This is a genomic window from Tenacibaculum sp. M341 (assembly GCF_004337695.1).
Taxonomy (GTDB): domain Bacteria; phylum Bacteroidota; class Bacteroidia; order Flavobacteriales; family Flavobacteriaceae; genus Polaribacter.
Genome location: NZ_SJXJ01000004.1, coordinates 26,193 through 39,410, shown reverse-complemented (window position 1 = coordinate 39,410; position 13,218 = coordinate 26,193). Strand labels below are relative to the sequence as shown.

General features: G+C 29.5%; 10 protein-coding genes and 1 pseudogene. 7 read left to right on the top strand and 4 right to left on the bottom strand.

The window, feature by feature from the left end; genetic code table 11:
• Positions 1-88 precede the first annotated feature (88 nt).
• Positions 89-2,947, top strand: coding sequence for a leucine-rich repeat domain-containing protein (locus EYW44_RS05430; protein ID WP_132722659.1), 2,859 nt, complete (start codon positions 89-91; stop codon positions 2,945-2,947).
• Between the two features lie 505 nt (positions 2,948-3,452).
• A complete protein-coding gene (locus EYW44_RS05425) occupies positions 3,453-3,638 on the top strand; it encodes a hypothetical protein (RefSeq protein ID WP_132722658.1) in 186 nt (61 codons plus the stop codon).
• Between the two features lie 404 nt (positions 3,639-4,042).
• Here EYW44_RS05425 and EYW44_RS05420 read toward each other — a convergent pair whose 3' ends face one another.
• Complete coding sequence (locus EYW44_RS05420) at positions 4,043-4,444, bottom strand: hypothetical protein (RefSeq protein ID WP_132722657.1); 402 nt, start codon at positions 4,442-4,444, stop codon at positions 4,043-4,045.
• A gap of 1,389 nt (positions 4,445-5,833) precedes the next feature.
• Between EYW44_RS05420 and EYW44_RS05415 the strand changes: the two genes are divergently transcribed.
• From EYW44_RS05415 to EYW44_RS05395, 5 genes are all read left to right on the top strand, one after another.
• Complete coding sequence (locus EYW44_RS05415) at positions 5,834-6,589, top strand: isocitrate lyase/PEP mutase family protein (RefSeq protein WP_075344714.1); 756 nt, start codon at positions 5,834-5,836, stop codon at positions 6,587-6,589.
• Entirely contained in the window at positions 6,590-7,648 is a 1,059-nt protein-coding gene (locus EYW44_RS05410; protein ID WP_132722656.1) for a bifunctional transcriptional activator/DNA repair enzyme AdaA, read from the top strand.
• A 261-nt stretch (positions 7,649-7,909) separates the two neighbouring features.
• Positions 7,910-8,689: a DUF6597 domain-containing transcriptional factor gene (locus EYW44_RS05405; RefSeq protein WP_132722655.1), complete on the top strand. Its 780-nt coding sequence runs from the start codon at positions 7,910-7,912 to the stop codon at positions 8,687-8,689.
• 33 nt (positions 8,690-8,722) lie between these two features.
• Positions 8,723-9,262: a DUF308 domain-containing protein gene (locus tag EYW44_RS05400; protein WP_132722654.1), complete on the top strand. Its 540-nt coding sequence runs from the start codon at positions 8,723-8,725 to the stop codon at positions 9,260-9,262.
• Entirely contained in the window at positions 9,246-9,770 is a 525-nt protein-coding gene (locus EYW44_RS05395) for a cytochrome b (protein WP_132722653.1), read from the top strand. The genes EYW44_RS05400 and EYW44_RS05395 overlap by 17 nt, the downstream gene beginning before the upstream one ends.
• Before the next feature lie 104 nt (positions 9,771-9,874).
• Here EYW44_RS05395 and EYW44_RS22575 read toward each other — a convergent pair whose 3' ends face one another.
• The 3 genes and pseudogenes from EYW44_RS22575 to EYW44_RS05385 form a co-directional block, all read right to left on the bottom strand.
• Entirely contained in the window at positions 9,875-10,339 is a 465-nt protein-coding gene (locus EYW44_RS22575; protein WP_243643605.1) for a group II intron maturase-specific domain-containing protein, read from the bottom strand.
• Positions 10,305-11,147: a reverse transcriptase domain-containing protein gene (locus EYW44_RS05390; protein WP_243643604.1), complete on the bottom strand. Its 843-nt coding sequence runs from the start codon at positions 11,145-11,147 to the stop codon at positions 10,305-10,307. Before EYW44_RS05390 ends, EYW44_RS22575 begins: the two co-directional genes overlap by 35 nt.
• Positions 11,148-11,887: 740 nt before the next feature.
• Positions 11,888-13,084: pseudogene (locus tag EYW44_RS05385) on the bottom strand (IS256 family transposase).
• Positions 13,085-13,218 lie beyond the last annotated feature (134 nt).

The following is a 13,218-nucleotide window of genomic DNA, read 5'->3' as shown; positions in this document are numbered from 1 at the left end:
ACAGTGGAACGTAATTTTTCTATATCTATTATTTTTGATATTGTAAAATAATAGCAAGCAGTAATTAACTCAAAGGAAAGAATATCAAATGAAATGTACTAGTATTGAAGAGGCTTTAAAAAATTACAATGAAGTTACCAATCTTTATTTAAAAGGTGAAGAATGTCAAAAGGCGTATACTGACGAAATTGAGAAATTTACCAATTTAAAATCGCTTCATTTTTTACCCAGAAGTACAGAATGGTCTGAGTTTCCTAAAAGTTTTAAAAAACTTAATCTTGATACATTACATATTTCTGGTGTTCGTGTTAACGAACTTTTAGGGGTAAATGTAAAAAGTTTAGGTATTAGTATAGCTAACATAGATATGCTACCACTTTGTAAAAACTTTCCAAATATTGAAGAGCTGTCATTATCATTTGAAAAAGCTGAGTTTTCTATTCCAAAAGAAATTGAGCAATTCAAAAAACTTAAGAAACTAACTATTAAAAACGGAACTTTAATAGAGGTTGCTGATGAAATTAAGAATTTAACATCACTTACCACTCTTCATCTAGAACGTTTAGGCTTTGAAGAGTTACCTATACAGTTCACAAAAATTCCAAATCTTACAGAAGTATCTCTAGACCATTTTTTCAAACTAACTCAATTACCTAAAGAAATTAAAAACTGGACTGCGTTAGAAAAAATTTCTTTCAAGTTTTGTTTTAAAAATAGACAAGAGAAAAGTTTTGATGAAGAACTTTTTATAGAAGAAAAACCTATATCATTACCCAAAAATATTTCAGAATTAAAAAGTTTAAAACAATTTCATGTTACTTTTTGCCCTATTCAAAATCTAGATCCTCTTGCTAAACTCACACAATTAGAAGAAATATGTGTTACTCAAGCAAAACTCAATAATATTGATGCTGTTAAAAACTTAACGGAATTAAAAAAATTAGACCTTCAGAATTCTTACGATCTTCATTCTATTGATGCCGTAGCTCAACTTACAAATTTAACCTACTTAGACATTTCTAATGTAAATGTTAAAGATTTACACCCATTGAGTAAATTAACAAAGCTTGAATATTTAAACATTACTGGATCTACATTAGATAAAAGTAATTTTAAAGTAAAAAATGCACTTTTACCTTTGTATCATTTTGAAAATCTGAAAACAATAAAATCATCTCATCTTACAGAAGAAGAATGGGAAAAAAGAGACAAGAATGAAGCTTCTATAAAAAAAATGAGTCCAGAAGAGATTATTGCTGTCTTAGAAAATAAAGATGTTAATCTTACTACTTTAGAAGAAACGCTTTTGGCAATTGGTGATCTGGAATTTGTTTTTGGAGTAAACAAATACGATGCTTATGATAGAACTTTAGCAATACCTGTTCTAGATACTGCGGTATCTTCTCATATTGGTGAACTAAGTGAAAAGGTATTGCAACAATTAATTTCTGTAAGCTTTTCAGATACTGGTTTGTCTGATAGTTACGAGGTAACCGCTATCGTAATTCAAGAATTTATAAACCGTAAATCTATTGAAGGGCAACATCATGTTGTGGACGCATTTCTGAATTGTATGAAGTATTATGATGCGGGTCATCGTCATTATAGTTCTACTGTTCAAGATCAATTAATTGATGATTTTTTACCACAATTTGAAGTTGAACCGCTCGCTAAACTCATACTTTCTTTAGATAGTGCTATAAAACACCCACAATATGGTGATGGAATATGCGAATTGTATGCTGCTATTTTTCCTAAGATGAAAGAAGACAAGACTTATGAAGGTGAAATTATAGGTGACTTTACTAATTTTATTTTTGAGAATATTGATGAGGAAACAGTATTAGAAATTATTGACGATATTTTAACAAAAGATATTTCTGATGAAACTAAAGAAGTTATCGAACAAATTAAACATATTGCTACCAGAACAAATAATGCTTTACAAGGCAAAAGTGCTGGCGATTTTGACGTAATGCTACATGATGTTTTAAAGAGAAATTTGCCTTCGTATTTGTTTAACGAATATGATTTAGAAAGTATCTTTCAAAACTTGAATGTTCAAGAACTTTCTTTTGATCTTCTATTGGATGTTTTTGATTTTACCTTCTTTTCTAAAAGCTACCGAACGTTACAACAACTTAACAAAGTACTTTTTACACTTGATAGCGATCAGTTAACCACATATTTAGAGCGCATTTCTAAAGACAACGAAGAAGTAACCAAAATGCTGATTAAAATTTTAAGCTACAAAGTTTCTAGCATCGAAAAAGAATACGTTAACGATGCTTATGATGATTTTGCTATAAAATTCACATATAAACTACAAGGGAAAACAGCAGAGGATATTGAAAAAGAATTAATTGAAAAAAGAGAGGCTGAATTTAAAAAAGCTGCTGCTAATGATCAGAAAAATGAATTAAAAGAAGCTTTTCAGCAATCTTTAAACACTGGAGACAATGATATTTTTATTATTAAAAGTATAGAAATTACCTCTACAGAGCTATTAAATAACTACGCGTTTGCTATGGCTAATTACACCACCAAGTTATTGATTAATTCTTTAATGCAAGGCGATTTTGCATCTGCTAAAAATGTATTTTTAAATTACACTGAAAAACTACTACCTGTTGTGGGCATGAATCAAAAAGCAGATGATGTGGCATCCAATGCCATTGTACTAGCGATAATGGCTAAAGACAAAGAAGTAGAGAATTTAGTTTTTGAAAAGTTATTACCTGAAAACTTTAGTTACAATGATATCAGTAATGAGGTATTGGCTTTTAACTTATCTTGTTATTATGCTAAAAATAAAAAGAAACAAGAAATGTTAAACATGATTAAACAGTCTTTAAATTTAGGTAAACAACCTTCGCAATTTAAAACTGACCATGACTTTGAACCGTATTGGAACGATCAGGAGTTTATGGAGGTATTGGAAGTTTAATATTTTAAATAGTCATATTTATAAATATACAGTAGTGCTAAACAGAATGGAATAATTCTCTTTGATAATTGCTATGCTTATCGTGACTTGAATAGGAAACAGATATATTACTTTCATCCTGAAGAAGAAAGTACTTTAATCAATGGAAAAAGGTATCCTGGGATACGAGTAGAAGTTAACAATAAAAAATATCATAATACAAAATAAAAAGCAATAGTTTAACATACTCTTTATACAATATGCTTAAAAAAGTGTTATTTTTATTTATATATAGTGCTATGACATAAATTAATTGCGAATTATGTGCTCAAACTCATAATAAATCATCATCAAAAAATAAATTAATGTTAATTAAGGACTGACTATCCATTCTCTTAAAGGAGAAAGTGGAGTATGTGAAATTTGAAAAGCCACTTAAATAAAAATAGAGTAAAATGAGTAAATCAAAAAAAATCTGAAAATCAAAAGAGTAAGATTACAATCAACCAATAAAATTTTAAAAATCATGAAAAAAAGTATTTTATCAATAGAAGGAGTCTATACTCTAAACAAAAGTGAATTAAAGTCTATTTCTGGAGCTTACTCTTCTTGGTGTGACTCTGACCTTGACTGCCCTGAAGATCATTCATGTGCTTGTGGAGGATGCCTTGCGTTTGATGTAGAAGATGATCCTTTTTACTGGAGGTGTTAATCATTAATAAACCTTTTCAGAAAATAACTAAGTAAGTTATTTTAAAATAAAGAATCGAAGATTTATTATTAATAGGTCTTCGATTTTTTATGATTGTTCTCTTCCTAGTTCTTTCGGGTAATAACTGTTAGTAATTAATTCTTATTTATATATTTCTTAGATATATCAATTGCTAAGGCACAGCAATCAAAAAGGCTACCAGTGTTGAACTACTTTCTCTTAATTCTATCGTTTAAATATCTCATTTGAATAATTATCTCTAAATAAAACTACTTCACAAATTCATATGAAGTAGCTTTAATTTTTAATTGATTAAAAGTGATTGAATTCGTCTCAAAAACTTCTCTATTATCTTACAATGAAATTTCTACATCAAAAATCAATTATTTAGAAACTAATGCTATTTAAAGACCAAGTTGTCTTCTTACAATATTTCCAGCAGCTGTTCTTATTCTATTAATAGTTGCTGGATTAAAACTTAAAACTTCAGGCACTTCTCTTTCAGATTGAGCTACTAAAGCTGGAACTCTAGCCAATTGATTTCTTTCTTGCTGAGTTAAAGTGCTAGGATCTCTACTAAAGAGTTGACTAATTCTTATAAATTGCCTAAAACTTCTGTTGTTAGAAAGTCTTTGAGCTAATCTTCTCTGCCTTGGTGTTAATCCTTGTTGATTAGGTGAAGTATTACAAGAAACAGATACCTCTGTTTTATTTTCTGTATTTACTTTATTTATTGAACTATATGCATTATTACTTACTAAAAGTAAGCTAGGAACTAGTAATAAACTAAAAATTGTTTTTTTCATTTTAAAGGTTTTTTAAGGTTTTAAATTATTATTTTTGAATGCATTCATCATAAAACTAAATGAACTTTTACTCTAAAAGAAAGGTATTTAGTTAAAAAAGAGTTAACGAGATAAAGCAGGTAAATTACAGCTAACATCAGGTAATATCACACTTAAAAAACACTCTTGTTTATTTGGTTAATATCATTTTTTTATTTTATAATTTGTTCACACTCAAATGCTCTCCGGTAACAACTTTTAAATCTTATTTTTAATTATATTTTAAATTTTACTCTTTAATTCTTAAACGAAATTCACAAAGTATTACACTACTACTTTTTACTGCAACTACAGATGCTTAGTAACTTACCAATATCTTAAAGCTGAATTAAATACTATCTTTGACTCAAAAGCCATACTGTATAAAAATAGCTATCAATAAAAAGTTCACTTGTGGTTAACATATGTTTACTACGCAAAACAAAAAAATTATGCTTAATATTAAAAGAATTCAAAAGATCAATACGCAAAACATTATCGCTCCTAAAAAACATCATTTACATGCTATTAGAAATGTCTTGTCCAAAAAAACGTTGAATATAAATTAGTGTAACTAGTTTTTACAACTTTTTAAAACATACAACCTCAATAATACTTTGGTATTACTGAGGTTTTTTTGTGCTTTTTTGTCAAAAATGCTGCTGCTGCAATTTTTTTTTGCAGCTTTGCTCTTGTGTAACCGCAGCTTTGCACTTCACCAACTGCAAAGCTGCAACCAACTAAAAGTAACTTTGCGCTTACCAAACCGCAACTTTGCAAAAAATAAAAGCTAAGCTTATTTTTTAATAACCGTTTTTTGCTGATTTTTACTGTTACTACTGCAGTTGTTTTGTGTTTAAAATAATGTTTTGTCTTTCTTTTTACTGCAATCTGTTCATGACACTACTGTGTTAAAATCTTTAATTTATATGCTATTTTCAACGTTTAACTTTTTATGTTTTTGCCTTTACTTTTTGTGCTTTTATAATACATATTACATTTCATTATTAGACTTTCCTTAAAGATCCTTTTTACATGATAAACAATGTATTACCTCCAATTCTATAACAGTATATTATTCGAATAATATACGTATAATATTCAGCTAACAAAAAAGGAGCATTTTACTTTGGTCTCATGAAAATTAACAAAAACTACTGAAATATATACACATATTGCCACTAAAAACTTCAACAATATTAAAAACCCTTTAGATTTATAATATATATGAGTATTTTTGATCTATACATAACGGGAATAAACACAATTGTGTTTAGCCCTACGTTATGTGCAAGGGAAAAAAAATACTCGTCCAATTTTCGGTTGCTGATTAAATTTCATAATAGTTTTTTTGCATCAAAACATAAAAAGATGGAATTTAAAAACTTACATAATCAAGATAAACCATTATTAATCGGAAATGTTTGGGATGTACCAAGTACAAAAACAGCCGAAAAATTAAATTTTCAAGCAATTGGAACTTCGAGTTCAGCAATTGCATCAATTTTAGGATATAACGATGGCGAAGAAATGGAATTTTCTGAATTGGAATATTTCGTAAAGCGGATTGCCATAAACACAAATTTACCTTTGTCAGTTGATTTGGAATCGGGATATAGTCGCAAACCAAAAGAAATCGTTAATCACATTAAAAGATTAGCAAAATTAGGAGCTGTTGGAATTAATATCGAAGATAGTGTTGTTAGCGAAAAACGGATTTTATTAAACGCTAATGACTTCGCAAAGACACTCAAAGAAATAAAGGAAGAATTGGAAAAGGAAAATGTTGGTGTTTTTATAAATGTGAGAACAGATACATTTATCCTGCTTCAAGAAAATGTAATTGAAGAAACAAAAAAAAGAATTCAACTTTATCAAAATGCTGGAGCAAATGGAATTTTCGTTCCTTGTATTGAGAAAGAAAACGACATTAAAGAAATTGTAAATTGCACAAAATTGCCAATTAATGTAATGTGTATGCCTAACCTTCCAAGTTTTGACAAATTAACAGAGTTAGGTGTAAAACGAATAAGTATGGGGAATTTTATTTTTGATAAAATGTACAATCAATTTGAAAAAATAACAAAAGTAATATTAAACCAAGAATCATTTAATTCAATTTTTTAAATGTTAGTTACAGACAACAAAAAAATAGAAACATACTATCAAGCTTTATTAGAAAGAAAACAAAATTTCGTTGGAATCTTTTTTGTTGGTGTAAAAACTACATTGGTTTTTTGTATTGCTACTTGTAGAGCACGCAAACCAAAAAAAGAAAACGTTGAATTTTATACTACATTTAAAGACGCCTTAGATAATGGCTATAGACCTTGTAAGATTTGTAAACCAACAGAAAATGCAAATCAAGCACCAGAGCAAGTCGAAAATGCAATCAAATTAATTAAAGAAAATCCCAAGAAGAAAATAACAGATTATCAATTAAGACAAAAAGGTATTAGTCCAGAAATTGTAAGAAGATGGTTTAAAAAAAATTATGGTATGACTTTTCAAGCTTACCAAAGAATGTATAGAATAAATAATGCCTTTCAAGAATTAAAACTTGGAAAAAACACTACACATACTGCTATAGACACAGGTTATGAATCACTAAGTGGATTTGGCTATACTTTTAAAAAACTTATAGGCAAGTCACCTAAACAAAGTAAAGGAGAAAATCTAATTCTCATAAATCGCCTGACAACACCATTGGGACCAATGTTTGTTTGCTCAACTGAAAACGGAGTTTGTTTACTTGAATTTGTTGACAGAAGAATGCTTGAAACAGAATTTAAGGACTTACAAAAATTACTAAAAGCTAATATTATTTCTGGTGAGAACGAGCATATAAAGCAAGTCAAAAAAGAGATTAAGGAATACTTTGAGGGTACAAGAAAAAAATTTGATGTAAAACTTGAAACACCAGGTACTGATTTTCAAAATTCAGTTTGGTACTGTTTACAACAAATAGAATACGGAACAACGACAACCTATCAAAACCAAGCAGAAAAAATCAACAACCCAAAAGCAATTAGAGCAGTCGCATCAGCAAATGGTTATAATAGAATTTCTATTATTATACCTTGTCATAGAGTAATTGGAAAAGACGGAAAAATGACTGGGTATGGTGGAGGAATTGAACGAAAAAAATGGTTGATTGAACACGAACGGAATAATGCCAGCACATAACAAGGTATAAAAAAACATAGGGCATTTGTGCTAAACCGAAAGGTTTGTGAATATTTACAAAGCCCGCCAAATATAAAAATTGGCATTTTCAACAAAAAAGATAAAAGCAAAATATTATATTTGGCTTAGTACCAAACCGAAACGTATCGCTTATCAACTGCCCTACGTTTCTTATACTGACCGTTGTAAAACATTGTCAAAAACGTCCATTTTATACAATGAAATTTATGTTATAAAATTTAATTTGCTTAAAAAACTATAATGGAGCTTTTTAAGATTAATGATACCGGATTAGGAGTTGATATGTTAATACCTAAGGATAATTTATATCAATTTATTGATTCTTTTTGGTTATTTAATAACAACAATAACACACCTATTAACTATTCTATAGTTCCAGACGGTTTTTTCAAATTAATAGTTATTTATGTTAATAAAAATATACACCAAGTAAAATTAGTTGGACTCTTTGACAAAACAATTCCAGTCACTACACCAGCCAACTCTACTACTTTTCTTATAAAATTTAAACTACTCGCATCTGAGTATATATTTAATCATAAGATTGGTATTCTTTTAAATAATAGAGAAGAATTAGATTATACATTTTGGAATATTAATCAATTTACAGGAAAAAGCATAGAAGGTTTTATTAAACACATAAAAGAAAATTGCTCCAATTTTGATACTATAAAAACTAAAATACCTCAAAAAAAGAAAAAACTTTCAGAATTAATTTACTCAACATACTCTTTAAATAATGTTACTTCAATTGTTAATCAACTTGACTGGAGCCAACGTCAAATAAATAGATATTTAAAAAAACATATAGGAGTTTCAATTAAAGAATATCTTAATATTCTAAAATTTGCAGATACATATAATCAAATTAGTAAAGGGGAATTATTTCCTAACGGAAATTTTACCGACCAATCTCATTTTTCAAAAAGTATAAAAAAACAAACAGGAACCACTCCTCAAAAACTTTACGAGGGTCAAAACGACCAATTTATACAATTACAGCTTACTAATAAAACATAAGTTTGTGCTATACTTTAAAGCACTAACATACTTATGAATAATTTAAGAAAATTAACAGTTACAGGGATATTTATTAGTTTAGTTGGAATTACAATACTTGCTGCTAAAAATATTGGAATTGAAACATCAAAAATTTTAATTCCAATCCTATTAATACTATCTGGAATATTCTCCATTAGCTATTCTAGAGCAAATAGCAATCATAACAAAGCAAAACAATATCATCTATTACAAGGTATTGGTTTTATTGTTTTTGCTTTATTATCATTTTTATCCAAATCTTTAGAGAGTTTTCTACATGTTATTTGTTTTTTTACATTATTTCACGGATTAATAGAATTCTCATTAGGCTTTACAACTTTAAATACTAGAGAAATAAATTGGAAGGTTATCATATACAGGTTTTTGAGTGGTATTTTAAATCTTATAATTGCGTTTGTTTTATTGATGTATACATTTTCAGATGAATTACAAGCAATTGTCTTAGCTGGAATCTCAATTTTGTTAAGTGGAATTTCTATAATTATTTTCTCTCTAAAACTAAAAAAAGTTAAACATGAGACAAATAAATGATTTGAATGAAAAATACAGTAAAAAGGTGATAATTATTCATTGGCTTACTGCAATTCTAATTATTTTTCTTTTTCCAATGGGAAAATATATGAGTGGAATTGAACCTACTGATAAAATGACTTTAATACAAGTACATGCAATATTAGGAAATATAGTTTTTCTGGCTACAATAATTAGAAGTATATTATTTTTTAAAAATAAAAGACCTGAAGATTTAAAAACAGGCTCTAAATTAAATGACAGGTTAACAATATTGATTCATAATGCTTTTTACTTTCTTCTCTTAGGAATAGGCTTATCAGGAATAGCTATAATGATAACTGGTGGCTATGGAGATGCATTGATAAATAACTCTCCTGAATTAATCAAAAATAAAACTGAAATTTTTTCCCTAAAAAGTCATAATATTCTGGCAACTATTATGATGATTTTATTGTTATTACATATAATTGGAGTGATAAAACATTACTTTTTGACTAAAGAGAATACTTTAAAAAGAATTAGTTAACATAAAACGTTTTACAATCGAGTAGACGGCTCTTCCCTTGATTGAGAAGAGTGCGCCTCTCACACCACCCAGCGTACGGGTCTCGTACTGGGCGGTTCGTATTATCAGAATTTTACTTTATTATAATAAGAAAACATACTTTTATAACCTTTTTGGCTTAATCTACTTAAAGTAATAGTAGTACCTAAAATTGGAGATTGAGCAACTGACCAACCTCCCATACGAGTTCGGCTCCAGCTATAAGCTTGTCTTGGATTGATTCCTAAACGTATCAAATTTTTACGTTTACGTTCTGGTTTTTCCCAATCGTGCCAAATACAATATCTAAGACGGTTTCGTAGCCAATCATCTAATTTCTTTAACTTACTTCCTATACTACCTAAGCGATAATTGTAAATCCAACCTTCGTAAGCTTGCCGTAATCGAAACAAACGTTCGTTTACTTTTAATGGTAAGGTTTTCTTGGTAACGTATTTTAACTTGCGTTTCAACGATACCCAAGAAGACTTGCTTGCTATAAGTTGATATTTACCTTTACTTCCCTTTTTTATAAATAGCCGTGAATCCATAACCTAATATTGTAAAATTTATAGGACGACGAATTCCACTTTTAGACTTATTTATTGGTAAGTCTAGATGATCTCGTAAAAAGACATAAACCTCATTCCCTATTTTACGTGCTAATGATTTACTTTTTGTATAAATACTAAAATCATCTGCATAACGAACAAAATTATACCCCTTGTTTTTGAGACATTTATCTAGTTGATCTAGTAATATATTAGACAATAATGGACTTAAAGGACTACCTTGAGGTAAACCTTTTCTTCGTTTATACAAACGATCATTTATCACTATTGCCGCTTGAATCCACTTACGAATCAACCATAAGGTAGTATCACAAGATATTTTGTTATAAATTAACTGTAACACCTTGTAATGAGGTACTTCATCGAAGAAACTCTTCAAATCAATATCTACAATATCTTGGAATCCTTCATTTATATAAGATTGACTTTTTAAAACTGCTTGTTGCAAATTCTTCTTTGGACGGAAACCATAACTTTCTCCTTCAAAGTTTATTTCAAAGTGTAAAGATAGCTGTTGATTTACCGCCTGTTGAAGCCATCTATCAATAACAGTAGGAACACCTAGTAACCGAGTTTTGCCTCTGGCTTTTGGAATGTTAATTCCTTTGATAGCTGAGCATCGGTATTTCTGAGTGTAGATACTGTTTACCAGATCTGTTCGATATTTTATAGAATATCTTTTTAGATCTGAAACATTCATGCCATCAATACCTGAAACTCCTCCATTAGTTATCACACGCTTTAGAGCAATACTTAAATTATGAGGATGTAATACGCTTGCTATCATTTTTAAATAATTAAATTGTTACTCTTCTTGTTCTTCTAAGTATAGGCTATGAAAAAAAAACATTCCTATACGAATCTGAACTTGATAATACGTTCTGCCCTTCCTTACTTGTGAGACCTATGTATATTTATTACAACTCGTTTCCTGTAAGTACTATGGCGTCTGCTGACTTCTCCATTATGCAAACTCGTAGCTATGGAGACCTCCCTCGGTAAGATAAATAGCTTCCAGTCAATCACTGCCGTATCTACTAAAAATACCTTTGCTTGTGGACCTTAGTATGATGTGCTACCTTATCCTAATACTTTTAGCCTCTATATACGATTCCTGTTCGTCAGTACCGACTTTTGTAGTCCCGCTTACTTCACTGCATACCTCACGATAAACCAGCTTGCGGCTTACTAATGGTTATGAACGTTACTCCAACCCATAAGGGACTTCAACCCTCTAGCTAATTCTTCTAAAAAAAATCATAGTCATATTTTAACTATATTTACCATTCAAGGCACACACACTGTATATAGCGCATTAAAACGCGCTATATACTAACCGTTGTGCTTAATTAAGAACAAAATAAATGAAAGATAAACTACGAGTAATAATCGAAGATAACACATCAAAAAAAGGAAAAATCTTTGATTATATTATTCAAGTTTTAATTTTATTATCTCTTGTCGCCTTTTCAATGACACTATCCCGTAAAGTGTGTAAGTTTAAAATATAAAGGGTTTGGCTTTTTTTTAGAGTTGAACCCTTTCTTCAAATATAGTTAAAAATTGATTTAAAATTATTCCCCAGTTTCTAATGGGCATTGTCCATTTTTTAGTTGATTCTCTCAAAGCTAGAAACGTAGATTTCATTACTGCATTATCAGTTGGGAATGAGAGCTTGTTTTTAGTGTATTTTCTGATTTTACCATTTAGATTTTCAATGAGATTAGTGGTGTAAATAATCTTTCTAATTTCCACAGGGAAGTCGTAAAATACAGTAAGTTCATCCCAGTTATCACGCCAACTTTTAACAGCATAAGAATATTTAGATTCCCATTTTTTAGCAAAATCATTTAAAGCAGCTTCGGCAGCATTTTTGGTTGGGGCATTATAGATTTCCTTCATATCTTTTGAGAACTCTTTTTTATCCTTCCATACCACATATCTGCTAGCGTTTCTAATTTGATGTACTACACAAATTTGAGTAGTCGATTCGGGGAATACATTTCTAATAGTTTGAGTAAATCCGTTAAGATTATCGGTAGCTGTGATCAGTAAATCTTCCACACCACGAGCTTTTATATCAGTAAGTACACTCATCTAAAAGGCAGCAGATTCATTTTTACCTAGCCATAGGCCAAGGACTTTTTTTTTGCCGTCTCTACGCAGCCCAACAGCGATGTACATGGTTTTATTTATCACTTTAGAGTTTTCCCTTACTTTAAAGACAATACCATCCATCCAAGTAATTAAATACACGGGCTCTAAAGGTCTATTTTGCCATGCTACAATATCATTACTAATACGATCTGTAATTCTTGATATGGTAGAAGTAGAAATATCAAAATTATAGACTTCGCGGATTTGTTCTTAAATATCCGAATTACTCATTCCCTTTGCATAGAGGCTAATAATGACATTCTCAATACCATCAACCATGTTTTTACGCTTAGGAACTAACATAGGATTAAAACTGGCATCACGATCTCTAGGAACTTTTATTTCGGTTATTCCATGAGAAGTTTTTACCGTTTTATTAGCATAACCATTTCTTGAATTAGTGTTGTTAGAAGTTTGATTTTTGTCATAATCTAAATGAGCATCTAATTCGCCTTCTAAAATTTTTTCAATGCCTCGTTTTTGAATGGACTTGAGAAAATTATTCAGCTCTTCACCTGTCTTGAACTGTTTTAAAAAATCGTCGGTTAAGAAATCTTCTTTCTTCATAAGTGTATAAAATGTAAATTTATAAAAAATAAAATACGGGGGTCGCGACCCCCGTATTTTAAACTTTACACACTTCGTGTGATACTACCAAATTAAAATTGCTACCTTATTATTATTAATTGTTGTAACGATTA